29 protein-coding genes are annotated in these 24,521 nt (G+C 45.6%); 11 read left to right on the top strand and 18 right to left on the bottom strand.

What is annotated here, in order from left to right:
- Positions 1-27: 27 nt before the first annotated feature.
- Both AYW75_RS16150 and AYW75_RS16145 read left to right on the top strand, forming a co-directional pair.
- Positions 28-435, top strand: a complete 408-nt coding sequence (locus tag AYW75_RS16150; RefSeq protein ID WP_067101695.1) for a hypothetical protein — start codon at positions 28-30, stop codon at positions 433-435.
- The gene (locus AYW75_RS16145) at positions 435-749 is read left to right on the top strand and encodes a hypothetical protein (protein WP_067101692.1); all 315 of its coding nucleotides are present in this window, start codon (positions 435-437) and stop codon (positions 747-749) included. The genes AYW75_RS16150 and AYW75_RS16145 overlap by 1 nt, the downstream gene beginning before the upstream one ends.
- Here AYW75_RS16145 and AYW75_RS16140 read toward each other — a convergent pair.
- The 6 genes from AYW75_RS16140 to AYW75_RS16115 form a co-directional block, all read right to left on the bottom strand.
- Positions 736-1,281: a YaeQ family protein gene (locus AYW75_RS16140; RefSeq protein ID WP_067101688.1), complete on the bottom strand. Its 546-nt coding sequence runs from the start codon at positions 1,279-1,281 to the stop codon at positions 736-738. The two genes, AYW75_RS16145 and AYW75_RS16140, sit on opposite strands and share 14 nt — an antisense overlap.
- A gap of 255 nt (positions 1,282-1,536) precedes the next feature.
- Positions 1,537-2,415 carry a carbon-nitrogen hydrolase family protein gene (locus AYW75_RS16135; RefSeq protein ID WP_067101685.1) on the bottom strand — a complete coding sequence of 293 codons (879 nt, stop codon included), beginning with the start codon at positions 2,413-2,415 and terminating at the stop codon, positions 1,537-1,539.
- A complete protein-coding gene (locus AYW75_RS16130) occupies positions 2,412-3,002 on the bottom strand; it encodes a GNAT family N-acetyltransferase (protein ID WP_067101683.1) in 591 nt (196 codons plus the stop codon). The genes AYW75_RS16135 and AYW75_RS16130 overlap by 4 nt, the downstream gene beginning before the upstream one ends.
- A 14-nt stretch (positions 3,003-3,016) precedes the next feature.
- Entirely contained in the window at positions 3,017-3,424 is a 408-nt protein-coding gene (locus tag AYW75_RS16125; RefSeq protein ID WP_067101680.1) for a ketosteroid isomerase-related protein, read from the bottom strand.
- A 160-nt stretch (positions 3,425-3,584) separates the two neighbouring features.
- Positions 3,585-4,592 (bottom strand): LLM class flavin-dependent oxidoreductase, encoded by a 1,008-nt coding sequence (locus AYW75_RS16120; RefSeq protein WP_067101678.1) that lies wholly within the window; start codon positions 4,590-4,592, stop codon positions 3,585-3,587.
- A 74-nt stretch (positions 4,593-4,666) separates the two neighbouring features.
- Positions 4,667-5,152, bottom strand: a complete 486-nt coding sequence (locus AYW75_RS16115) for an HPP family protein (RefSeq protein ID WP_067101675.1) — start codon at positions 5,150-5,152, stop codon at positions 4,667-4,669.
- 114 nt (positions 5,153-5,266) lie between these two features.
- Between AYW75_RS16115 and AYW75_RS16110 the strand changes: the two genes are divergently transcribed.
- A complete protein-coding gene (locus AYW75_RS16110) occupies positions 5,267-5,827 on the top strand; it encodes a TetR/AcrR family transcriptional regulator (protein WP_067101672.1) in 561 nt (186 codons plus the stop codon).
- A 6-nt stretch (positions 5,828-5,833) separates the two neighbouring features.
- Here the strand turns inward: AYW75_RS16110 and AYW75_RS16105 are convergent, their stop codons facing one another.
- The 5 genes from AYW75_RS16105 to AYW75_RS16085 all read right to left on the bottom strand — a co-directional run bounded on the left by AYW75_RS16105 (position 5,834) and on the right by AYW75_RS16085 (position 9,470).
- Entirely contained in the window at positions 5,834-6,730 is an 897-nt protein-coding gene (locus AYW75_RS16105) for an aldo/keto reductase (RefSeq protein WP_067101670.1), read from the bottom strand.
- Positions 6,731-6,843: 113 nt separating this feature from the next.
- On the bottom strand, positions 6,844-7,857 hold the full coding sequence (locus AYW75_RS16100) for a GGDEF domain-containing protein (protein ID WP_067101667.1): 1,014 nt from the start codon (positions 7,855-7,857) through the stop codon (positions 6,844-6,846).
- A 139-nt stretch (positions 7,858-7,996) separates the two neighbouring features.
- On the bottom strand, positions 7,997-8,350 hold the full coding sequence (locus AYW75_RS16095) for a DUF4870 family protein (protein WP_067101664.1): 354 nt from the start codon (positions 8,348-8,350) through the stop codon (positions 7,997-7,999).
- A 27-nt stretch (positions 8,351-8,377) separates the two neighbouring features.
- Complete coding sequence (locus tag AYW75_RS16090; RefSeq protein WP_067101661.1) at positions 8,378-9,031, bottom strand: TIGR02466 family protein; 654 nt, start codon at positions 9,029-9,031, stop codon at positions 8,378-8,380.
- A 55-nt stretch (positions 9,032-9,086) separates the two neighbouring features.
- Positions 9,087-9,470, bottom strand: coding sequence for a SpoIIAA family protein (locus tag AYW75_RS16085; RefSeq protein WP_067101658.1), 384 nt, complete (start codon positions 9,468-9,470; stop codon positions 9,087-9,089).
- Positions 9,471-9,628: 158 nt separating this feature from the next.
- On the opposite strand from AYW75_RS16085, the gene AYW75_RS16080 reads away from it, so the two are divergent.
- A complete protein-coding gene (locus AYW75_RS16080; RefSeq protein WP_067101751.1) occupies positions 9,629-11,551 on the top strand; it encodes a RecQ family ATP-dependent DNA helicase in 1,923 nt (640 codons plus the stop codon).
- A 54-nt stretch (positions 11,552-11,605) separates the two neighbouring features.
- Here the strand turns inward: AYW75_RS16080 and AYW75_RS16075 are convergent, their stop codons facing one another.
- The gene (locus tag AYW75_RS16075; protein WP_067101654.1) at positions 11,606-12,346 is read right to left on the bottom strand and encodes a substrate-binding periplasmic protein; all 741 of its coding nucleotides are present in this window, start codon (positions 12,344-12,346) and stop codon (positions 11,606-11,608) included.
- 202 nt (positions 12,347-12,548) lie between these two features.
- Between AYW75_RS16075 and AYW75_RS16070 the strand changes: the two genes are divergently transcribed.
- From AYW75_RS16070 to AYW75_RS16060, 3 genes are all read left to right on the top strand, one after another.
- Entirely contained in the window at positions 12,549-13,796 is a 1,248-nt protein-coding gene (locus tag AYW75_RS16070; RefSeq protein ID WP_067101651.1) for a DEAD/DEAH box helicase, read from the top strand.
- Positions 13,797-13,868: 72 nt separating this feature from the next.
- Positions 13,869-14,120: a hypothetical protein gene (locus AYW75_RS16065; protein ID WP_067101649.1), complete on the top strand. Its 252-nt coding sequence runs from the start codon at positions 13,869-13,871 to the stop codon at positions 14,118-14,120.
- A 40-nt stretch (positions 14,121-14,160) separates the two neighbouring features.
- Entirely contained in the window at positions 14,161-15,228 is a 1,068-nt protein-coding gene (locus tag AYW75_RS16060) for a hypothetical protein (RefSeq protein ID WP_067101646.1), read from the top strand.
- 4 nt (positions 15,229-15,232) lie between these two features.
- On the opposite strand, the gene AYW75_RS16055 is transcribed toward AYW75_RS16060, so the two are convergent.
- Complete coding sequence (locus tag AYW75_RS16055) at positions 15,233-15,643, bottom strand: hypothetical protein (RefSeq protein ID WP_067101643.1); 411 nt, start codon at positions 15,641-15,643, stop codon at positions 15,233-15,235.
- Between the two features lie 177 nt (positions 15,644-15,820).
- Between AYW75_RS16055 and AYW75_RS16050 the strand changes: the two genes are divergently transcribed.
- Entirely contained in the window at positions 15,821-17,521 is a 1,701-nt protein-coding gene (locus tag AYW75_RS16050; RefSeq protein WP_231886234.1) for a GGDEF domain-containing protein, read from the top strand.
- Between the two features lie 11 nt (positions 17,522-17,532).
- On the opposite strand, the gene AYW75_RS16045 is transcribed toward AYW75_RS16050, so the two are convergent.
- Together AYW75_RS16045 and fucP are read right to left on the bottom strand one after the other, a co-directional pair.
- Positions 17,533-17,916: a SpoIIAA family protein gene (locus tag AYW75_RS16045; protein ID WP_067032821.1), complete on the bottom strand. Its 384-nt coding sequence runs from the start codon at positions 17,914-17,916 to the stop codon at positions 17,533-17,535.
- A gap of 257 nt (positions 17,917-18,173) precedes the next feature.
- Positions 18,174-19,460, bottom strand: a complete 1,287-nt coding sequence (gene fucP, locus AYW75_RS16040) for an L-fucose:H+ symporter permease (protein WP_067101639.1) — start codon at positions 19,458-19,460, stop codon at positions 18,174-18,176.
- Between the two features lie 248 nt (positions 19,461-19,708).
- Between fucP and AYW75_RS16035 the strand changes: the two genes are divergently transcribed.
- The gene (locus AYW75_RS16035; protein WP_067101637.1) at positions 19,709-20,026 is read left to right on the top strand and encodes a hypothetical protein; all 318 of its coding nucleotides are present in this window, start codon (positions 19,709-19,711) and stop codon (positions 20,024-20,026) included.
- 95 nt (positions 20,027-20,121) lie between these two features.
- Here AYW75_RS16035 and AYW75_RS16030 read toward each other — a convergent pair whose 3' ends face one another.
- Positions 20,122-21,081 (bottom strand): class 1 fructose-bisphosphatase, encoded by a 960-nt coding sequence (locus tag AYW75_RS16030; protein ID WP_067101634.1) that lies wholly within the window; start codon positions 21,079-21,081, stop codon positions 20,122-20,124.
- A gap of 126 nt (positions 21,082-21,207) precedes the next feature.
- Here AYW75_RS16030 and AYW75_RS16025 point away from each other — a divergent pair, with 126 nt between their 5' ends.
- Positions 21,208-22,167, top strand: coding sequence for a zinc transporter ZntB (locus AYW75_RS16025; RefSeq protein WP_067101632.1), 960 nt, complete (start codon positions 21,208-21,210; stop codon positions 22,165-22,167).
- 56 nt (positions 22,168-22,223) lie between these two features.
- Here the strand turns inward: AYW75_RS16025 and AYW75_RS16020 are convergent, their stop codons facing one another.
- Positions 22,224-23,045: a LysR family transcriptional regulator gene (locus tag AYW75_RS16020; RefSeq protein WP_067101629.1), complete on the bottom strand. Its 822-nt coding sequence runs from the start codon at positions 23,043-23,045 to the stop codon at positions 22,224-22,226.
- 117 nt (positions 23,046-23,162) lie between these two features.
- Here AYW75_RS16020 and AYW75_RS16015 point away from each other — a divergent pair, with 117 nt between their 5' ends.
- Complete coding sequence (locus AYW75_RS16015) at positions 23,163-23,564, top strand: hypothetical protein (RefSeq protein WP_067101626.1); 402 nt, start codon at positions 23,163-23,165, stop codon at positions 23,562-23,564.
- A 93-nt stretch (positions 23,565-23,657) separates the two neighbouring features.
- On the opposite strand, the gene rpiA is transcribed toward AYW75_RS16015, so the two are convergent.
- Positions 23,658-24,329, bottom strand: a complete 672-nt coding sequence (gene rpiA / locus AYW75_RS16010; RefSeq protein WP_067101624.1) for a ribose-5-phosphate isomerase RpiA — start codon at positions 24,327-24,329, stop codon at positions 23,658-23,660.
- Positions 24,330-24,521 lie beyond the last annotated feature (192 nt).

The following is a 24,521-nucleotide window of genomic DNA, read 5'->3' as shown; positions in this document are numbered from 1 at the left end:
CCTCTGCCCGCAAATGGAAGGCACTGCATGAACCAACAGGAAAACGAAAACCGAACCAGCACGCAAGATACTCCCTCTACTGATGAGGCAGTAACAGTCGATCAGCTGACTATGAGCCACAAAAAGTGGCTCAAAAGCATCATTGGACTTGGCGCATTAGAAGCCAAGATCTGGATGACGTCAGGAGCTCAACTCGTCGCTTTGCTAAGTGGTGCAGTTTTCCTGTTGGTAACAAGCTGGCTGCTGCTAATAGCGCTTATTGCTACCGCAGCATGGTACGCGGGGCTACCCTTACTTGGCATTGTATTTACTGCATTTATTGTGACTTTGCTAGGCGCCTTTTTTTTAGTGTATCTAATTAAACGCACATTGCAGCGACTTGATCTGACTCGAACTTTAGATGCGATTATTCCGACAGACAATGAGGATGACTAATGTTTGGATTAAATGAGATGTACCAAGAGCGTGAAAAGCTCTACAAGCGTTGCAAACGTCAGCAGGCGAAAGCCGGTGCGGACCGTACTCTTATCAAAAAACAAACCTTAGAGTCTGTTTCGAGCACGAAGGGTTTGGTGATCAGCTTTGTCTTGGGTTTGACTACGCAATGTGAGACAGCCCACCAAACACGACGAACGGTTTTAAAGGGCATCCAAACAGAATTATTTGGTGTCATTAGTCAATACGTTGCAACTCGCTTTGGTTCATCTGGCGAGCAGAGCCCGCCTGACTCAACGTCTAGCGCCAAGTAGGGCGCAGGACGCACTCACCTTGTTCGTTTGATATCCACATCTCGCCATCTTGAATGGTCACATTGAGCTGCATAGAGCGGCTGCACAGGTTTTCAAACGTTTTGATTTCTGATTCGGCAAATTGCAGCACGCGCAGGTTGTTGAAGCGGCTCAATTTACTTTTGTTTTGTTCCCACCAGATGTCTGATTTGTCATTGTAATTCACAATGACAACTTGCTGCGCTCGACCACACGCTTTGCGTAGACGCTTCTCTTCCGGTTGACCTAGCTCGACCCAAAGCAAGACTTCATCAGAAAAGTTTTTCTGCCATAAATCCGGTTCTTCATCGGTACTGATCCCCTTGGTAAAGGACAGTTGTTCCGCACCGTCTTTCTCATCTGCAAGTAATGCAAAGACAGCTAAACGAGCCATCATGCGTTCTTCGGTTTCAGACGGATGTAAGGCGAGTGTTAACTCATAACCTTGGTAATGATTTCGGTCCATGTCGGACACTTGGACTGATGCTTTATAAATCGTTGCTTTAATGGCCATTTTTATCTACCACAAATAAAAGATGGCGCGCATTGTACTCCTAAATTCGAGCCAATGGATCTAGTTATTGTCGTTAAGTACTAAGTGTATGTGCTTTTGCTCGTCTATCAGAGGGACCTATCTCTATATGGTTCAATTAGCTTGCGCCTGTCTCGCCTCGTGCCTCGGCACCGACGCGTCAGCGCTAATGAAACACATAGAGAATGTCCCAGATTGTCTTTGTAAGGGATGTGAGGCGACTTTAATTAGGAATGGCTACCCTCTAGGGCCACTTAGAGCGAATTGCTTGGGCCAGTCACGGTAGTTGAAGACTTGGCCTTCATCGCGAATACGGGCGATTTCGGTTAAGTCGACGGTGGCGTAAACCCAGCCAATCTCATTATCGTTGCCTTCGGCTAAAATACCGTTATCAGGGAAACCATAATCCACTGGCGTATAAACACTGGCGCGGCCAGTATTGATGTCAACGGCTTCGGACCAAGGTGCGTTGCCAACGGTCGGAGATTGGATCACGTAACATTGGTTTTCTAAGGCGCGAGCCTGACAGCCAATACGCACACGATAGAATCCCGCTTGAGTGTCGGTACAGCTGGGCACTAATAACAGATCCGCTCCCGCCGCGACTTGTTGATTTGCGATCATTGGGAATTCAGAATCGTAGCAGATATGAATGCCAATACGCCCCAGTCGCGTATCGATCACTTTGATTTCTTCGCCTCCCGTGATGTGCCATTGCTCGTTTTCAAAGCGCGTCATCATCAGCTTGTCTTGAAAACCAAGCAATCCCTCTGGACCGAATAGATTGGCTCGGTTTAAGAAAGAGCCATTATTTTGTTCTGTAGGAAATGAGCTTGCGAGGATGAGGACATCGTAGCGTTGGGCAAGCTCTTCGTGCAAAGCATACCATTTGGGAAGCAACGTTTGCATGGCGTGCAATTGTTGTTGTAAATCACTGTACACGGCTTCGCCAAACAGTGACGCTAGCTCCATACTGCCGTATTCAGGGAACACCAATAGTTTGGCGCCTTGCTGAGCGGCACCCGCGACCCAAGTGTCGAGCTTGTCGACAAACCCTTGCCATTCACTGAAAAAGCTAATGTCGTATTGGGCGGTGGCAAGTTTGAATACGCTCATGGTAGTGGCTTCATCCAAAAGGTCATGGGTTTAAGGGATTCTTCGGTGTCCCCGACGTCTTTCCAACTAAAATGCGTCGTCAGTTCTGGACACTTAAGGTAACCACGGTTGCCCCAGAACTGGTCTAGTGGCGCGTAGTCTGCTGGACGAGCTGGGTGATTGTCAGGGCGCTGCACACCACAGAAGCAAGAATATTTCATACCATTTATGCTTTGCGCATGCGTTTCACGATGATCGAAGAACGCCACACCAGCACCTTGACCACGATACTCCGACAGCAACACTGATTCGCCACAGTAGAAGATATCGTCAAGGTCATAGCCGGCGTCTAAAAATGGCTGTTTTACCTCGTCGGTTTCATGGCGCAGCGGTAAGCCTGTGGAAGCGCCCACGATCTTATCCCCATCAAATGCTAGGATGATGACGCTGTCGGGGGCGTCAATGTAGGTTTTTAGATAACGTGCTTCGTATTCCGCATCGCCATCATACAAATATGGGAAATCATGGAAGACGCGCATACGCAACTGGGCCAGTTCGTCAATGTACTGGTTGAGATCGGGACCGGATAAACGTTGAAATGTCAGCATCACTTCATCAACGCTTAGGCTGAAACCTGGGCGATCCAATCTTCTAAGTTATAGTAGTTCGTTACACGCGACACTTTGCCTTCACGAATATCGAAGAACGCACCTGCTGGAAGCTTGTAAGTTTGACCGTTGGCTTCGGGTAAACCTTCATCGGTCGCTAAGTATTCGCCCAGTACGGTGAACTCCACCGCGGCACGATCACCTGCAACGTTTGACATAACCACGATGTCGGTGATGGTTTCTTTGTAGTTTTGATTCATGCGATCCATAAATGCCGCAAACGTGTCTTTACCTACTTCACGATCACCTTGGTTGATGTCGTGTACTACGTCATCCGTGAGAAGCGACAAAAAAGTGCCCATGTCTTGAGCGTTAAAGGCTTCGTAATATTTTTGCAGTAACTCAACAGTTGTTTGGCTCATCAGGGAACTCCAACGTATTTAAATAGCTAAAAGCGGCATAATAATCGTGCCGCTTTCGTGGTGAAAGACTCTTGTTTCAGGAGAGGTAAAATCATGCATGTCTGTGTCGCAAAATGAAAGGACTAACATCTTCCGAGCAGTAAAGCCGTCTGATTTAAATCTAAGACCAATCCTGTTTCTGCATAAGGTTGAGTCCAGCCGTCAATTCGACGGCTTTTAGGCGAGCCTTTTGATCATGAATGGGAAATGAGAAGATCATTTCATCCACGCCGGTTTGTTCAATAAATTGGCTCAGCTTGTCTCGCACTCGTTCAGGTGTACCGACCATTGCGTAGCGCAGTGTCTGGTTTATCATCGGCATTTCGGCGGCAGCAATGGCAGACGACAAGTCTTCTACTGGCGCGGGAAATGGGCGGTTAGCATTTCTACGTAGATTTGCAAACTGACGTTGAGCCGAAGAGAAGTGGTATTCCGCTTCGCGTTGAGTGTCAGCCACCGAGGCCATGACACCGGCTGATACATAAGGCTTATCTAGTTGTTCAGAAGGGCGGAAATTGGCGCGATAGACATTGATTGCTTCGAGTAACATATCGGGGGCAAAGTGGGATGCGAACGAAAACGGTAAACCCATGTGAGCCGCCAGTTGAGCTGAGTACAAGCTAGAGCCGAGTAGCCAAATAGGGACATTTGTCCCTTGTCCAGGCACGGCTATAATCGGCTTCACTTTGTTTTCATCCGCAAAATAACCTTGCAGCTCTTCTACATCATCTTGGTAAGTGTCTACCTGACCGCCCATATTACGGCGCAATGCTCTGGCCGTCGCCATATCGGTTCCCGGTGCGCGACCCAAACCAAGGTCGATCCGTCCAGAATACATTTCGGCGAGCGTACCGAATTGCTCGGCAATCACCAGTGGCGCGTGGTTTGGAAGCATGACGCCTCCCGACCCAATACGAATTTTGCGTGTTGCCGCCCCGATACCCGCTAACATAACCGCGGTCGCTGCACTGGATACACCGCGCATGCCATGATGTTCGGCAAGCCACACCCTCTGATAGCCTTGTGCTTCGGCGCATTGGGCGAGGGCTTGGCTGTTTTGTATCGCGTCTGCCACAGAGTGGCCTTCACCGACTGGGGCTAAATCTAAAATTGAAAATGGGACTGACATATTGTCCTCCGGTTATCTCATTATGATTGTAACCATGGGGACAATCGAACTGCTTAGCAAGCAAGTGAGAGTCATCATCCTTGTTTTTTAGGGTATTGCGTACCACTCACAAAGCGATGGTATAACCAGCCTACGAAGACTATAACCAAGCACCCCGTTAGCACAGGGTTCCATACGAAACTCCATGGTGCTTGCGTTAGCATAATCAAAAGTGGGTTAGCGCCTGCCGGTGGGTGTAGGGTGTTGGTAAGCATCATGCCTGCGACACCTAAGCCTGCCGCAACCCCTAACGAAAGCGGCGATACCGCAAAATAATGCACCATCAGAACACCGATGGCAGCGGTCAACACATGTCCACCGATGATATTACGCGGTTGCGCTAAGGGGCTTTGCGGTAAGGCAAAGAGAATCACCATGGTGGCACCAAATGGGGCCATTAAGCCCAGATATTCAGGGCTTATTTCGCCACCCACACTGAGCAGAAAAATACACAAACAAGCGCCGAGGCCTGCTACCAACGCTTTGCCCCAAGAGGACTGATTCACGGTGTTGAACAACATAATGTGGCTCTCTATTGATAATAGGTTTCAGGGGTAGACCGAGTTGTCTACTTTTAAATGGTAGACAGATTGGTCTACCTCTGTCAAACTTTTTAGGATTGGAGGTGAGTTGGTATGACGAAACGAGACGAATTAATCCAAACGGCATTTACGTTGTTTTATATGAATGGCGTACACAGTGTGGGTATTAATCAAATTTTGGCCGAAGCAGGCATTGCTAAGAAAACCCTGTATAGCCACTTTGCGAGTAAAGACGCATTATTAGAAGCTGTGATTGCGTACCGTGATGAACGCTTTCAGGCATGGCTATTCGGCTTAATGAATTCAACATCATCGCCCCCTGAGATGATAGCTGCGATGTTTCAAGGACTAGATGATTGGTTTAATGACCGAGTGAATACGTTAATGCCGTTTCAGGGGTGTTTCTTTGTCAAAGTTAATGGCGAGTTTTTCCAGCATCGTGTGAACGAGCTGTGTCATGCTCATAAGCAGGCCATCTTAGACTACACGCAAATGCGTTTAAGCGAGACTTATTCGGACGAGCGAGCGGCTCAGTTGGCGAATCAGATTGTCCTTTTGAAAGAAGGCGCGATTGCTCAAGCCTATTTAGGTCATGATCACAATGCAGCAAAACTGGCAGGAGGTATGGCGCTGGCACTGCTACCAACGCCATAATACCAGTTAAGGTACGGGATGACCTTTGGACGCGACCCAAATGGCAAACCATTGGTCGTCGCTGAGCTCTATAGATTGTGCCTGTTGGGCAGACAATACTCGTTCGATATTCCCTGAGCCAATCACCGGCGCAATACCGGAAGGATGACGCATTAGCCAAGCCAAAATGATTTGATCCAAGCTGGCATTATGTGCCTCCGAGACCTCTGTTAACGCTTTAAACAGTGTTGGGTTTATACCTTCTAAGCGGAACATATCGCCACCAGCAAACGGTGACCATGCCATCGGTGTGACTGCATGTTGTTGCGCGTGTTCTAAGGTGCCGTCTTCAAAGTGTTTCAACTCGAGCGGAGAGAGCTCGACTTGGTTGACTAACAGTGGCATTTCCAAACGAGACTGCAGCAAATCAAATTGTTGAGGATTGAAGTTTGATACACCAAAGTGTCGAACCTTACCTATGGTATGCAAATGCTCAAACGCTTCAGCAATGTGGTCGGGGTCCATCAACGGGCTAGGACGATGCAGTAATAACAGCTCTATGTGATCTACCTTTAGGTTTTGAAGAGAGTTATCAACGCTTTGCAGAATATGTTGCACGCTTTGATCGTAACGGTGCAACGTAATCTCAGGGCGGTTCTTGCTCGGGAGCCTAATACCGCACTTGGTGATAATTTGCAGTTTATCGCGTAATGAGGGCTTCAGTGCTAATGCTCGGCCAAATAGGCTTTCACATTGGTAATCGCCGTAAATATCAGCATGGTCGACAGTGGTAATCCCCGCAGCAATGCTTTGTTCAATAAAGCTCAACAGTTCTTGGTCGCTCATGCCCCACTCAGCAAGACGCCAATATCCTTGAGCAATACGAGACCCTTCAAATCCGAGTGGGTGGTATTGGTGCGCCATAAAAACGCTCTCCTAATCACTTCTATTGTATGGTGCGTCTACTCTAGCAATTCAGCTCTTAACTGCCTACTGAACCGGATAGATTATTGCAATAGATACAAGTAGTTATCTGGCTAGTTAATGGCGGCTCGAACACAGTTGCGTCCAGCATGTTTGGCAGCGTAGAGATATTGGTCAGCACGTTCAAGTAATGCTTCTAAGGATTCCCCTGGTTTAAATTGCGCAACTCCTACAGATGTTGTAATGGTTCGGATGCTTTGCCCAGTTTTTTTATTTGTTAGATTTAGACGGCTAACACGTTCACGAATATTATCCGCAAATTGAGTTGCAGCCTGAATGTTTGCGTTTGGTAGGAGTACAGCAAATTCTTCCCCGCCATAACGATAGGCCTGAGCACCAGAAGTTTGCATACAGATTCGCTCAAGTGTTTTGGCAACGGTCTGGATGACTTTATCGCCTACCAAATGGCCATATTCATCATTAAACGGTTTGAAATGATCGATATCGACCATCATCAAACAGGTGTCCTCCGCAGAAGCGGTATAAAGCACAATGTCATCATTAAATTTACGACGATTATTAATTTCTGTTAATCCATCGATAAACATCTGCTTTTCAGTTTCGGAAATCTTGGCTTTAAGTGCTTGAATTTCAGCACTTTGTAGCTCTAACTGAGTACGGTAGTCTTCCGTTTTATCCATAAAGCTGCGGGCAATAGTCACCATTTTATGGGCGGATTGAGTGCCCGAAAGGCTTGCTTCTTGAGACAGCCTTTCAATGTCAGCTGACATGGATTGATTTAAATGGTCCGTGTGGTTCATGGCGCTTTCTGTCGAAGCGTGCATAGACTTTACCACTTGGTTAATGTTGCTGTGTACTTGTGCCAATGTATCTTCTGCAGCATGCCCGACAAACTCATCTAAAAGAATGTCACACATGTAGCGATCGCATTGTCCAAGTCGTTGTACGATGTCATCGATACGCGTGCTCAGTTCAGGAATATCGCCTGAGGTGTAGGAATACCAGAGCGTATAATACGGTGGGGTAATCGGCACATTATTCTTAACCATCATTGGAATGGTTTGACGAAAGTACTGATTTACTTTGGCAGCAGAGCGGCTTGACACAGCTAGGGTCCTTTATGAAACGAATCAAACATATTTAGTAATAATTATGACTATATATTACCACTATGACATATCTATTTAAGTCCCTGAAACCGAACATAAATCAAAGTTATGACATCATTTTCCACAGCAATTGAGCTTAGGTCGCATCATGATAGGGAAGGTTGTTCGTAAGACGAAGAATCCCTTTCACCAATTTCACAATGGACCAAATCCAAATACCGAGCAGCAATAAGTAGCCAATAAAGAATATGGCAAGAACAAAGCCAATCAAACTGATACCAAGTCCCCACCAGAATATCCCTGTGATGTTACGGAAGTGATCGTAGAAGATGGAACCTTGAGCATCGCGCGTTTTAGCCATGGCCCATACCGCTCCGATGATCCAAAAAATACCGGTAAATAAACCCAATAACATGAATACATAGCCGATGAGGGCATCGCGTTTCGCTTGATCGTCATGGGGTGACATCGGGATATCGTCTAAATTCATGTTGTTAAGGCCTCTTAAAAGACTTGCTTAGTCCAACTCTATCACGCAATTAAAAGCCACTACAATGCGGTCCTTCTGACCGAAATAGGGCAACGCTGAGTGTTTTAAATACGATGGAAATATCACTACTTGACCTTCTTTTGGTGCGAAGTCCCAAAAACCTTGGCCACCTAAATAAGCGGTGCCTGGGTCTGCGTAATGCTCGGCGTTTACCCGAGGGTCGTAAAAGCGGTTAATCCCATTACGACCTTCAAGTGTGGCTTCGCCTGGGTCCAGATAATAAATGCCACACCAGGAACAATTGGGGTGAGAGTGGGCGTCGTGGTAGCCGCCATTTTTTGTGATGTGATACCAAGACTCAATCACGTGCGCGTAGGCTTCACTGTCTTCTGGCCAATGTTGATGGTTCATCTCAAGGGCTACATCAACCACCATTTCTTCGACCATACGACGCAGCTCCATAACTTCTGGAATGTCGTCTTCTAAAAAGTCCAAACGACTTTCAGATAGGTTGTGTTTTGCCAGCACGGCAATATTACTGTCGACAGTATTTTCTTGCGCCGCTTGGCGTTGATAGATGTGTGCTAATAGGGCATCTTTTAAAAATTCATGATCTGCCAACTGAGTGACAAATAGAGGAGTTGTCCAAGCCTCAATGGCTTCAATGGTCGGAGTTTCCATAATAGATCAGCGCTCATGCAAAAATGAATGGCGCGATTCTAGCAGAGATTCCAGCCTAAGAAGCCAGTGACCACTTAAATGCGTCGTCATAATGGGTAAAAGCTTTGATCTTACTACCCGTAATCCAGCTGCGGCTGCGTGCCAACAGCCCTTGCCAAGACTTCTGGCCATACAAGGCGACTCGGTTAAATTCTGCACCGAGACGTAATCCAAGGCTTATATCATCGAATACAGCACGCCATTCCCAGCCATCAAACTCTGAAATGTCGACCAAAATGTTCACCTGTGATGCGCGCATAGCATACAGCGCCGCGTCCAGTTTGGGAGACAGCTCTTTAAAGTCTGCCTTTGTCAGCTTCCCCGTGACTTTGATTCGGACTAATAAAGCTTGCTGATGACGCTCTGCGTCAATAAAAAGGCCGTGCTGATGTTCTGACATTTGCTCCTCTTGCCTCTATGATCTACACCCAATAGGGGTTGGTGCGTTGAATCGATCAAGTTAGTTCATGACTATAGGTGTTATTGGAGCACCGAATTCGTCACAATGGTATGCCTGCTTTGCAGCTTCCACCGTTATTCAAAATAGGGCCACGATTTATGCAACAATTAGCAGGATTGCTAACACAATACTTCGGCTTTGACCGTTTTCGCGAAGGACAGCAACAAACGATCGAGCAACTTCAAGCAGGGCATTCCGCGCTGTCAGTCTTCCCGACAGGCTCAGGGAAATCCCTCTGCTACCAATTTACCGCGACTCAGCTTCCGAATTTAACGCTTGTAATTTCGCCGTTGATTGCGCTGATGCATGACCAGCTTGCATTTTTGCAAAGCAAAGGCATTCCGAGCGCCAGTTTAGACTCGACGCAAACCAAAGAAGAAAGCCAAGCCGTGATGCAACAAGTACGCGACGGGCGTATTAAAATTTTGATGATTTCGGTGGAGCGTTTCAAAAATGAACGCTTTCGACGTTTTATTCAAAACGTACCAGTGTCGATGTTGGTGGTGGACGAAGCGCACTGTATTTCCGAGTGGGGTCACAACTTCCGCCCCGATTATTTGAAGCTGCCGCAATATCAGCAAGAGTTAGCTATTCCTCTGGTGCTATTGCTGACGGCGACGGCGACCCGTCGCGTACAAAAAGACATGGCACTGAAATTTAATATTGCGCCAGAGCACATCGTGCAAACCGGTTTTTATCGTCAAAACCTAGACATCGACTTAATCCCTGCCCAAGGCCAAGACAAACAAGCCCTGTTGCGCCAAGTGCTCAATGAAACACAAGGCACGGGCATTGTTTATGTGACACAGCAAAAAACCGCCGACGAGTTAGCCGCCAGCTTGCAACAATCAGGTTATTCGGCGGTGTCGTATCATGCTGGACTGGGCAACGAGGTTCGAGCGGCGATACAAAATGATTTTATGGCAGGACAAACGCGCATTATCGTTGCGACAATCGCCTTTGGTATGGGTATTGATAAATCAGATATCCGCTTTGTGGTGCATTATGACCTCCCTAAATCAATTGAAAACTACAGCCAAGAAATAGGGCGTGCAGGGCGTGATGGTCAGCCGAGTCGCTGCGTTATGTTGGCAAGCCTTGACGGTTTACATGTACTGGAAAACTTTGTTTACGGCGATACGCCAGAGCCTCATAGCATTCAAGCGTTGTTGCAGGAAATCTTCAGTAATACCGTCAATAGCGAATGGGAAACCCAAGCTTACGGCCTGTCACAGATCACCAATATTCGCGCCTTGCCGCTGAAAACATTATTGGTGCAACTGGAACTGGCGGGGGCGATTGTTCCACGATATAGCTATTACAGTGATGTGAAACTCAAATGGAACCAAAGCCTTGAGCAGATCGCTCAAGTATTGACGCCTGAGCAACAAGCGTTGTTTAGCCAAGTTGCTCAGCACATCGTGTTTAAGAAAATCTGGGGTGTTCCGGATTTTGAACGCTTACATCAACAAGGCGTCGATCGCGGCACGGTGCTCAGTTTATTCGAACAACTCGCTGACCGTGATTTGATCACCCTAGAAACCAAAGGTCTGACTGAGGTCTACGGTGTACGCGCGGAGTTAATTACTCCTGAACTTGCGCAAACCTTGCAGCGTTATGTGGAACAAAAACAAACCTCAGAAATTGAGCGTATCGCCACCATGATTCGCTTCTTTGAATTAGACCGATGTTTGAACCACAACTTAGCGCGCTACTTTGGTGATCAGAATGCGCCAGAGCATTGTGGACACTGTTCGGTCTGCCGCGGCAATGTCTTGTCTTTAGAGAGAAATGGTAGCAATCAAGTGATAGATAGCCTTGATGCCGACGTCCAAATAGCTAAGACTTGGCTGCTTCAGAAGCTGCCGCAAGCGCAGGTAACGCCAGTGTTAATCACTCGTTTCTTGGTTGGCTTAACACAGCCAATTTTTACGAAGATCAAAGCACGTCAGCAATCGGTGTTTGGGAAGTATGAAGAAATGGCTTACGAAGAAGTATTAGCGAGCGCGCAAAAGCATTAGGAAAACTCTGTGCAACATGGAATAGAAACAGCCATGTTGCACAGAGTTCAAATCTTATTTAAAGCTTGAAAGAATGGCGTCATATTGGCCGCTGGCTTGTAAATTTACCAAGGACTTATTGAATGCATCGCGTTGCTCTAAACCATTTTCTGTTGCTTTAGAGAACATAACAAAGATTTCTTGCTCGTTAATCGGCGGTTGAACAATAGACAGCTCCGCACTGTTTTGGCCGATCTTCTTCGCAAGGTCCTTGGCAACATCTAAATTGCCCGCGTAGAAATCTACTTCACCATCAAACAAGGCCTGCACCGCTTCTTGCTCTGTCGCGTAAGGTTTTATATTTGGGAACGGGTGTTTGTCGAAGGTTTCACCCACTACCGAATCTGCAAGTTTACTGATGCGGTAAGAGTTCAACTCATCATAGGATTGAAAAAATTTAATATCAATGCCGCTACTCTCGCGTGTCACAAGCCCCGTGTAGACACTGTAAATTGGTAATGAGTAATGATAGTTTTTAGCACGCTCTTCTGAATAATAGGCCGCGATGATGGCATCTTTTTCACCTGTGAGTACGTCTTCCAGTGCTTTACTCCAGTCCGTAAATTCAAGTGTGTAATCTGTTCCAGAGGCGTCCATTGTTTGTTTGACAATTTCAGCTAGGATGCCATTTCTGTCTTCGCTTTCACCAATAAACGGTGGCCAGTTTAGGGTTGTATAGCTCACGTCCTGTGCAAAAAGTGGTGCGCTTAGCGTTAATCCTGCGATTAAAAGCCATTTTTTCTTATTTTTATTCATTTTAATCCTTAAATATTGTTATCTAGTAAGAACAAAGGAAGACTGATATGAAGAATATTGTTCTATCTCGTGAAATTGTCAATTGAAACATGATCTTTTATTGATCTGTTAAAGCAAAATGATGCTCTTAACATCCTTTTATGGCGGATCAAGATGTTACAATGGCGTTGTATTATTCCTTTGAAATGACGGTGCTTTGTTTATGAGTTTTTCGACCCTAGGTCTTCATGCGGATGTATTGTCCGTGCTCGACACGCTTGGCTATCAAACGCCGACACCGATTCAGTTGGCGGCTATCCCAGAAGTCTTAGCGGGTCATGATGTGATGGCGGGGGCGCAAACGGGTACCGGTAAAACCGCAGCGTTTGCATTGCCTTTAATTCAGCGTCATTTAACGCGAGAAGCATCAGAAAAAGCCATTCGTGTGTTAGTACTTACTCCGACGCGAGAGCTGGCTCAGCAAGTCCATAAAAGCTTCGTAAAATACAGTCAAGGCTTGGGCCTTAATGCCGTCGTGGCGTACGGCGGTGCAAGCATTAACCCTCAGATTGATGCGTTAAACGAAGGCTGTGATGTGCTGGTAGCGACACCGGGACGGTTGCTTGAACTGACAATGAAGCAGCTGATTGATCTGAATACCGTGGAAACCTTGGTATTGGATGAAGCCGATCGCATGCTCGATATGGGCTTTATTATTGATATCGAACGCATCTTGAAACGCTTGCCGGAGACTCGCCAAACACTGTTTTTCTCCGCCACGTTTAACAACGAAGTGTTTGCTTTGAGTAAAACTTTGTTAAGAGACCCAAAGCTTATTGAAGTCTCTGAGCGTAATGCCGCCGCGACACAAGTAGAGCAGCGTATCTATGAAGTCGATAACAAGCGTAAAGCGGCATTGATCGCCTATTTGATTGGTTCAAAAAACTGGAAACAGGTACTGATTTTTACCCGAACCAAACAAGCGGTAGACGACCTAGCCAAAGAGTTGGGCAAAGACGGCATCAAGGCCGTTGCGGTGCATGGAGATAAGTCTCAAGGCGCACGTGATCGTGGCCTAGAAGAATTTAAAACCGGCCAAGTACGCGTGTTGGTGGCCACCGATGTGGCAGCTCGGGGGCTGGACATTGAGCAGCTGCAATACGTGATCAACTACGAGTTACCGTACAACGCGGAAGATTATATTCACCGTATTGGGCGCACAGGGCGTGCAGGGCAAAATGGGTTAGCAATCTCACTTGTCTCGTCCAAAGAAAAGTACTTACTGACAGACATTGAAAAACTCACTGGCGAGACCTTTGTACCACAGTGGCTGGAAGGCTTTGAACCCAACCCAATGGTGCAAGAAGAGGCCGCCAGTTCAAAGCGAAAACCGTCTAAAAAGACACTGCGTGCCAAAGCATTAGGGCAAAGTGGTGCTCAGGTGAAAAGCGGTAAACCTCGCCGTCGCTAGGTTTTAGTTGTTCCTCAGACCAAGGCCACCTAGTATGTGGCCTAATACCTAATTTATAAAAAGAGACACACCATGGAACTCGATATCCAAACCAAAACCTTCGCTGGCGTAGAACTACAAGTCACCACAGTAGAAGGCATCGGCTACTTCAACCAAGCGCAACTGCTCGACATTGGCGACCGCATCATGACCGAACAAGCGAAAACCACCTTTGTTGACATCGCCGAAGCACAAAAATACCTCGATGACCGCCCAGATGTCTTCGCTGAAATGCGCAAATGGAGCCCAGAACCTGGGATAGCCGCCACGGTTAAGTTGGGGTAGTCATTAGCTAATATTTGTATAATGGAGTACTTATTAGAGTATGGATGTCTTAAAAGGGGTTCTAAGCTTATTTAACGGACTATCATCTGATCAGCTGACAATTATAGGGGTTGTTATTTCAGCAATAGGTGCTGTTTTTAGCCTTATTATTGCTGGACTGGGGATTGGTTTAGCTATTGCTCAGTTTAGACTTAAGAAATCTGTAAAAATTAGTTCTACATGGGGGCATACATCTGACTGGGAGTATGAAGATAGCTTCATCAATGAAGTAATGCTAAAAAATGAAAAGGATAAAGCAGAAGCGATTTATGCAATTCACTTACAGCTGAGTGATGGCTCATATCTAACACTTAAAGAAATGAATGAAAATCCCCTCATACTCCAGCCTTTTGAAACCCAAAAGATTGAAATATTACCGGCAAGCTTTTATTCAGATGGGTCATTAGATCATGTAGATATTAGCGATATTCTTGAGAGGCCAGGTAAAAAGTTGGTCTTAAGTACAAGTCTTGGTAAACATGTGACTTCAAATGGCATTGGGGTTTGGAGTCCTCGATATGAAAAATTATTTAGTCCAAATCTTTCTATATTTCGAGCTGAAAGACAAATAATTAAAAAACAGGATGGATCCATTAAAGTTATTCCAAGAAAAACCAAGTATATAATGAGTTTTAAACAATATGGTAAAATTGAAGTGTCGACTTTTTCATCAGGTTTTCAAAGGATCGGTTTAGGTGATCAGAGTGTTTTGGTTGATCTTAAAAGAACAAATAGTGCTGAAGACTTTGAGAAGTATCTCAAGAATTTACAAGATTTATGCTCTATGGGTGTAGAGAGAGATTCAATCAAAGTTACAGAACTTTCTTTCAAAGGTTCGATGTTTTCAGGGAGAAATTGGTTTTCTGATAGGAAAGAATATCGATCTTACAGCGCTATTTTAAAGCGCTATTGCGAAAGAGGACTTTATTATTTTAATAGATGTATTATTCGATATAATTATATACGTCATAGGAATGATTTTTCTTTTATAGAGTTATTGGTTTTAAAGTCCTACTTTTTATTTTCAGCGATAGTTTTGGTTACAATTATTTGGGATAAAGTTATTTAGTCACTTATCCCACCCCAATAAACCACTTAGGTTCCATTTCAAAAAAATCCACTCGGATATTCGAGTCTAAATACGCGGCGGAGTCGATGACCATGGCGTTACCGTCGATGCGTCGAAACACGACCCAGTGCCAGAAGTCTTTGCCATCTTCTTGATGATGTTTAATCGCGAGCAGTGCTGTGTCCGGTAAGGCATCCCATGTAGTGAACGGTGTTTCACTATCGGAGGTGGCGATGCCTTCATTCTTTAGTAAGGTGCGCACATATTGCGTATCAGACCAAAGTGCGGTGTCGTCGGCGTAGATGCCGAGGCTGTTGGCGATGGCTTTCATCTCGGGGTACGTTTTACCGACGATGTTGGCAACCGAGGCAATGCCACAGCCAGTGGTTTCTTCTTGGATAACGGGGGAGATCATGGCGCAATCCTTAGTGTGATAATACTTAAAAGAGTACTTAATTTCCGAAGTTACCGCGAGCTTGCGGTTCCTGTCGAGTGAGTTTGTTCTCGGGGTAACAATACTCTTACAGATAGTTCTAATAAATACGGTACACTTATTGACCATAAGACATTTGTTTAGGGGGCTTTTTTGTCTGTGCCGCGATCCTTTTGCCGTTATTTACTCACTGTTGGCTTGTCTACTGGGGCATGTTTCGTATTGCTGTCGTTTAGCTCATTGCTTTGGGCGACGGCTGATTCGACGTTGCAGTTGGGTGAGGCAACGGTCAAATTAGACGATAATGGTTTATGGCATCCCATTCAGCTAGAAAAAGGCGTGGATCTAGATGAGGATACGTTGTCTTTGCTTCATCAAAGTACACAGCCAAGTGGTACGATCATTGGTCAAACAGGCAGGTATCTGACCAAACTGTCGCTGTCTGCAGAACAAGCCCAATCACGCTTTGTCGTCGTGGGAGCCAACTTTCTGGACAACGGCGTTGCTTATTGGCAGCCCGAGGGCCAGCAACCACGTAAGATCGCGAACTTCGCGACATTAAGTCCTCAACGCTTACCCGATATGCTGCACGCGCAGGCTTTCCCACTGACCATGTCTGAGCAAAGCAGTGGAGTGCTGTGGATTGTCATTAGCGCTCAGTATTATCCCACGCCGATTCCCCTCACACTGTATAATGCATGGGATTATTACCAAGTTCAGGGCCTTGTCGGACTGGTGACTCAAGGCTCGGTATTTGTCATGTTGACTCTGGCACTGTTGGCCTTGGCGATTTATTTCCGCACTAAACTGGTGTTGTCATTTTGGTTTGCTGGGTACGTGGGGTTGCACGGCATTGGTTGGGCGGTCGCTTCGGGCGAAATCAACAGCCTATTGCCATCGTTGGGTCTCAATCTCACCTATGCTGGCATGCATATTTTTCCCATTGCGATTGCTTGTGCGGCCATGTTTACTGCAGGTCTATTTAACACCAAAGAACAAGCACCAAGGTTATATCGTGTCTTTTGTGGTGTGGCCATTTGTGGGGCTGTGATGGCAGTCATTATGCTGTGGTTACCATTTAAAGCGGTGTTTTATTTGGCGCATATACTGGCGTTAATTTGGGTGCCATTGAGTATTTTTACTGGGATAACCATGCTTGCCTTGCATGATTTCAAAGCGAAATACTACTTAACGGGTAACCTGCTTTACGGCTCTTCATTGGTGTATTACACCGCATCTCATGCCTTAGCGGGGTCTGTTTTACCGTACCCAGAGTTGGTTGTATTAGCGGCGTTGGCGTTGGATTGTTTTTGTATTTTATTGTCTTTGTCCGAATGGCTACGTGTGAAACAAAAGGAGCTGACGGAGATTTTATATCAAGCGAAAGTCGATATGCTGACGAACGTGGGCAATCGTTTTGCGATGGATGAAAAGCTATCTGAGCTTAATGGAGATTATTGGATTGTGTTCATCGACTTTGATGGTATGAAAACCATTAATGACAGTCTCGGGCATAAAGAAGGCGATCGCTTTTTAATCGAAGCGGCCAGTTTGATGCGTGACCAAATAGCGGAAGATGATAGTGTTTTTCGAGTCGGAGGCGATGAATTTGTATGGCTGTTAGAGGCTCAAGATAAAAACATGATTGCGCTAAAGTCTCAGCTGCAACAGCTTATTTTGAACATCGAGACAGAGCTTAAAACTCAGTGGCCAACGTCTGGAATTAGCTATGGCTTTTCGAAAGGCAACCCTAAGAAAGATAAAAAGGTCAGTCTGACAGAAGCCGATGAAGCGATGTATCAACATAAGCAATCAAAACATGCTCAAGTGCCATCAGTACACGACTCATTGCTGTCCTAACGCGGAATAGGTTAGGACGCCATGACCCAGTTGGTTGCTTCGTCTTTGCGTTGAAAGACTTTTAAATTAGGTGAAATCAACCAGCTTAACGCATTGATCATTAGGTTGCGCCAGTGGTTATGGCCAAACACTGCAATGCGGTCAAATTCACATCCAATCTTGAGGCTGTGCAATAATTCTCGCCATGCACTGTGTGCACTCACGCCTTGCAGTTCGCTTAGGTCAACCAGCAGTGCCATGTGAGGTGCTTGAATTGAGTATACCGCGGTCTCAATCATGTTTGATAACTTATCGAAGTCATCGTCACTTGGTCGGCCTGACGGCTTTAAGTTCATAACTAAGGTGTCTTGGAAGCGCGAGAGATTCAATGAGATGTTTTCGCCTTGATAGTTCATATTGCTGTCCTTCTTAAGACCTGTTTTGATATCTACAATGTAAAACATAAATGGCCATAGGAAAGTTGATTAGTTCAGCATCAATTGTCAGCAAAACAGGGCAAACAGAAGACATTGAACAGACCTCGCATGAAATACGAATCAATGTGATTCTCAAGTAGTAAAAGCTATATAAAGTGTCAACATAAAGGCGCTGAACACAATAAAGCGCCTACCAAAGGTAGACGCTTTAGGATCGTTAATGTTCGCGACTAGGGTTAGTCTTGAATGTGGCGAACTGCAAAGACGCCGTAACCTGCAACAATGACAAAACAGATAGCAGGGACTAGATAAGACACTGTGGCGCCATAGGTATCTATCACCGCACCTTGTACCATCGGCATGATCGCACCACCTAAGATCGCCATCACTAAGCCTGCTGAGCCAAATTTAGTGTCCTTGCCTAGACCATTTAACGCGATGCCGTAAATGGTTGGAAACATCAAAGATAAACACGCGGAAATAGCAACGATGGCCCAAATGCCAGAGACGCCAGACGCCATGGCAGCGTACACACACAGTAGAGCACCAATCGCGCCCAACAACGCTAATAGAATGGTGGGGCGGAAAATACCGATTAACCAAGTCATAACAAAGCGGGAAATCAAAAATAAGATTAAGCTGTACTGCAAGTAGTCGGACGCACTGGCTTCTGTACCGCCGATGGTTTCTTGTACGTATTGGATGGTAAACGTCCACACACAGGTTTGTGCCGCCACATTGAAAAACTGAGCAACAACACCCCAGCGGTATTGTGGCAACTTCATTAGGCGTTTCAACGTTGCAGGAAAGCCATCATGGTTTTCTTGTTCGGTACTGATGCCCGCATTTTCTGCGCGCGGCACTTTAACAAAGGCGATCAATAACCAGATCACTAACAACACGATGGCCATGCCAACATACGGTGTCATGACGGCTTGAAGCTCAGCGGCACGTACCGCATTGAGTGCATCTTGTGTCATGGCCGCGCGCTCTTCAGCGGTCGCCGTGTTCAGGTTTGGCAAGATAAGCGCCGCCGCCAGAAACACGCCAATGTTGGTGCCAACCGGGTTAAACGCCTGAGCCAAGTTTAAGCGGCGTGTGGCATTCTCTTGCGGTCCCATGGCCATAACAAAAGGGTTTGCAGAGGTTTCGAGGATGGATAACCCCGCTGCCATAATAAACAGCGCAGCGAGGAAGAAGCCATAGGTCATGGAAATGCTAGCAGGGTAGAACGCCAGTGCACCTAAGCAGGCTAAGCCTAAACCGGTTAACACCCCGGTTTTATAGGAGAAACGTACATTGATAAACGCGGCCGGTAATGCCAAACAGAAGTACGCTCCGTAGTAAGCAAATTGCACCAGAGCGGATTGCAGGTTGCTCATGGTAAAGATCTTGCTAAACACTTTTACCAGGGGATCAGTCATGTTGGCTGCCACACCCCATGCGGCAAAGCAGGTGATCAGTAAAATAAATGCCAAACGCATGTTGGCATAAACGAAGGGCTGACGTTCGTTCGTTTGCATTAGTTTTTGCCTATGTTGTGTTGTTATTTCTGTTAGGCAGGACCTTATTAGGCTTTTACTGATGGAGGATTAACAAGAAAGTTTGAGTAAGCAATAACTGTGCAATTAAATCTTGCAAAGCCTAACAACTTGAGAGCTGACAAACCTGTTAGGCACTCAATAGCTGATGCTCGACAAGCCGGTATTAAAAAATCAGCAAATTAATTCTGAAAGGACTATGCTGAATAAAACAACAACAGGAGTGCAGTATGAAATTCGGATTAGTCGATCGACAAGGGTATGTTCCGGACTTGAAGTATGGTGAAACTGGGCAAGAGTTATCGTGTTTTGTACCATCAGGGTACGCCTTCGAACAAGTATCTTATGTTAACGGTGAAGGTGAAATAAAAGTAGATGGCCATGTGTGGCGTTTTTTCTTTGGCCAAGAAGGGATTGGTGTTGAGTTGATGTCAGGTATTGTGACATTGGCTGAAGCGCAGAAGTTTTTACAAGATGTAAAGTCTCATATCTGGGGTGATACCCACCAACAAGTACAAGTGTTTTTATCCGGTGTGGCCGTAGACTAAATAGGACGCTCCTATCAAGAGCCCTTTATTTCTGGCTCGCGAACATAAAAAAGACCGACTAATTTAGTCGGTCTTTTTGTGTCAAAAATAAATTGTTAATAACTCAGGCACTTATCCACTTCGTTGGCCGCACCGAGTACCACAGCAACACGCTGATGAATTCCTTCAGGCTGAATATCCAAAATACGGTCTGTGTGCGTGAAGGCTTTACCGCCTGCTTGTTCGAGTAACATTGCCATTGGGTTTGCTTCGTACATCAAACGCAGTTTGCCGGCCTTGTTAGGGTCTTTGTTGTCCCATGGATAAATGAAGATACCACCACGACACAAGATACGGTGAACGTCACCGACCATGGCGGCAACCCAACGCATGTTGAAGTTTTTGCCGCGCGAACCCTCTTTGCCTGCAACAAGGTCATTCACATAATGCTGCATGGCGTCAGCCCAAAAACGCTGGTTCGACATGTTGATGGCAAACTCTTGTGTTTCGGTCGCAACTTGGACATTTTCACGGGTCAGAATAAACTCACCTTTTTCGACGTCCAGTGTGAACATGTGCACACCATTGCCAGTAGAGTAGACCAGCATCGTTGATGGGCCATACAGTACATAGCCAGCTGCAACTTGCTCTTTACCAGGCTTTAGAAAATCCGCTTCGGTTGCTGGAGAGCTACCTACTTGTTGATAGATGGAGAAAATCGTACCTACCATTGAGTTAATATCGATGTTTGATGAGCCATCTAATGGGTCAAAGGCAATCAGATACTCGCCTGTGGTCGTTGCTGGAACGATGTCATCTTCTTCTTCAGACGCGATAGCGCGAACGGCTGGAGAAGCCAATAACGCACTTTTTAGCATGTTGTTAGAAATGACGTCTAACTTTTTCTGTTCTTCACCTTGTACGTTTTCATTGCCTGCCATGCCCAGAATACCGGCTAAAGAACCTTTCTTTAGCGCGCTCGAAATTTCGATACATGTTTGTGTTGTGACGAACAAAACTTCCTGTAATGATGCGGAAGAGGAATCAGACTCTAAAAATTGAGCAAGACTTTGCATGGCATAGGATCCTTTAATAAATAATCAATTAGTGAAATTATGCCACCCCCTTGACTTGGCGTCAGCTTAAAAGCCAATAAATAATGAGTTCAATGGTTTGGGCTCCATGTTACGAGATGAAATGTTATGGAATATTTACTGCATTATTTGAAATTTGACGGTCATGGCGGCGCTGAGCGTTTGTCTGATTTGCCTGATCAAATCCCTCAAAGCGGTTCGCATTGGGTTCACATCGATTGCTCTGAAAACGGTGGGCGTGAATGGATGGATAATATGGATTCAATTCCAGAGGCGGTCGTGCAAGCGTTATATGCCGACGAAACGCGTCCACGTACCGTTAAAATGGGCAACGGTGTATTAATGACGCTACGTGGTGTCAACCTTAACCCTGACTCAGATCCGTCCGACATGGTGTCTTTACGTCTTTGGGTAACGCCGCATTTTGTAATATCTACTCGTCGTCGACGCTTACTGTCTGTGATGGAACAAGTCAGTCAGTTAGAGCAGGGCATTGGTGCGGAAAACATAGCCGACCTTATCGCCACATTAACGCATACTCTCACGATACGAATGGCAGGGGTGATTGACGGTATAGAGGATACGCTGGGTGATCTTGAAGAAGATATGGCCGAGGAAGTATTGCCGGAGCAACGTAGTATATTAGTTGAACGCCGTTTGAAAACCGTCCGCTTACGTCGATTTCTGGTGCCGCAAAAGGAAGCCATTGCGCGTTTAGCTGTAGAAGTTCTGCCATGGATGACGAAAGAGCAAGTCGCAAAAATACAGGAAGCCTCTAATGAGATCACACGTTATGTGGAAGGACTAGAATCCTTACGTGAGCGTTGTCTATTGATGCAGGAAGAGTTTGCTAACCATCAGGCAGAGAAGATGAACGCGCGTATGTACGTGCTGTCGATCCTGTCCGGGATTTTTATGCCGCTCGGGTTCTTAACAGGGTTGTTTGGAATCAATATCGGCGGTATGCCTGGTACTGATAGTAGCGCCGCTTTTTGGGTGTTCTGTGTGATTTTAGTGGTATTAGGCGGAGGTCAGTTTGTGCTGATGCGAAGAAGCCGCTGGTTTTGATCTTCGACTTTATGGAACGTAGTGTGCTTGTGTACTTTATTAGTGATATTGGTTGGCTACTCCCTAATTCTTTTTACGGTTTCCATCAGTTCTTTCGGTAATTTGCGATATGCGAGTGCTACAGAGCGTTTAATAGGTGTTTTTAACGTGATTGAAAGATATTTTAAGCCTTTATCTTGTTGCATGTACGACTCAGGTATCAGTGCGACCCCCAGCCCTAGTTTTACTAACCCTTGAATCTGTAAGTCATGTATCGCGTTACCTTTGTAAGTAATAGTGATTTTTTGTTCGTTAGTTAGACGTTCAAAAGCTTTTTGCTTGGTGCAGTATGGGCGGGCAATAAATGTGAGAGCCTCAAAATCTCTTAGAGTAATCTCTTTTTTCCTGGTTAAAGGATGATCCTGTCTAACGACCAATTTATATTCTTCTTTATTGAGCAATTTGAATTGGAATTGCGCGGGTATCCTTTCTTCATCAATGATTGCTAGCTGTGCTTGCTCAATCTCATTGACAATGAATAGGTCGATGAGGGAAGAGCTGCTTTGGAGTGATTCAATAATATTCTGGTAGTACTCAGTGTTTATGTCGGACTGTATGTAGATAGGCATTTCAATCCTACTGTCTGGCGTAAAAGCGGATTCTATTTGTTGGCTTTGTAAGAGTAGCTCTAGTGCAAGCTTGTAAAGCTTTTCTCCTTCTGGCGTGGGCTTTACGCCTTGTTTACTGCGTTCAAATAGCTTAGTTCCTAAGTGGTTTTCTAATGATTTAATTGCGTGAGTAATGGATGGTTGAGCGATGAAGCAGCGTGAAGCGGCCGCGGTGACGGACCCTTCTTCATAGGCCGCCACAAAGTAATAAAGCGGTTTGGTTTCTATCATATAAAATTTCTATGTTTAGATAATAAAAACTATATTATATCTATTGATTTAAAGGCGCTACTCTAGATGCATGAAAACGGAAAATTACCGATTCTAAGTCAGCACTAGGAGTAAGACATGTTAGAGCGCCACAGTGATATTGCGATTCACCGAGTACTAAATTTATTTGAAGCGGGAGATATGACGTTATTAACGTTTTTTTCTGATGATATTGACCTACGCATTGATCATTATAAAGACGATGCTGATACCCAATGGCAGTGCTGTGATAGCAAAGCAGGGTTGATGAAGGTATTGGCTCAATTGGGTAAAGAAGTGTTTCCTAATGGTACAAAAATTACGGGGCTGACATCAGAATCATTGGATGATGGGTGGTTTATTACAACGTTTGATCAATCGTTTTGGTATGGACTAGAAGGGCGAGATGTGGATAGCCGCACTTATATCGTTTCCCATGAGTTGGATGGTCAGGTGGACTATTTTAGGGAAAATGTGACAACAATGACTTATAGGTCGTGAATAAAAAGCAGACCTTTGTACGATTACTACATATGGGATCGTACAAAGGCCCTTTAGACATTAAGTAATGGCTGAGACTAGAATACAATCAGGTTACTTTTTTAGGGTTTTAATACCGTCTTTGGTGCCGAGCAGCAAAATGTCTGCCGCACGTTTCGCGAACAAGCCATTGGTCACCACACCCACAATGCCATCGATGCTTGTTTCTAGCGCAACCGGATCAAGGATTTCTAGGTTGTATACGTCTAAGATGCTGTTGCCGTTATCTGTGACCACACCTTCACGGTACACTGGGTCGCCGCCAAGTTTGACCAATTCACGCGCCACGTAGCTGCGCGCCATCGGGATCACTTCCACTGGTAGTGGGAAATCACCTAGCACTTTCACCAGTTTAGACTCGTCTGCGATGCAAACGAATTCTTCTGAGCATGCGGCCACAATTTTTTCGCGTGTTAGTGCTGCACCGCCACCTTTAATTAGGTGAAGGTGATTGTTTGATTCATCAGCACCATCTACGTAAACACGGATCGAGTTCACAGCGTTTAGGTCATACACAGGAATGCCGTGACCTTTTAGACGTTCTGCAGAAGCTTCAGAGCTTGCAACGGTGCCGTCGAATAGTTGTTTGTGTTTCGCCAATTCGTCTATGAACATGTTAGCGGTTGAACCCGTACCCACACCGACAATGGTGTCTTCTTCAAGTAGCGGTAAAATGTATTCAACTGCGGCGACAGCAACTGCTTTTTTTAAATCGTCTTGCGTCATGCTGGATAAACCTGTGACTGATGTTTGAGTGAGGGTGTTACCCCGATTGGGTGGGCATATTATAGTCAGTTAGCCGAGCTATTGTTACCCCTCTAGGACGAAGTTGCCGTGTTCACCTAAAAAGCAGTCAAATCCCGTCCAAGGCTTTGCTCATAAAGGGCGGAAGGAGTATATTGCGGGTTCGTTTTTTAG

Origin of the sequence: Marinomonas atlantica (assembly GCF_001639725.1) — a bacterium.
GTDB lineage: Bacteria > Pseudomonadota > Gammaproteobacteria > Pseudomonadales > Marinomonadaceae > Marinomonas > Marinomonas atlantica.
This window is presented reverse-complemented; position numbering and strand designations above follow the sequence as displayed.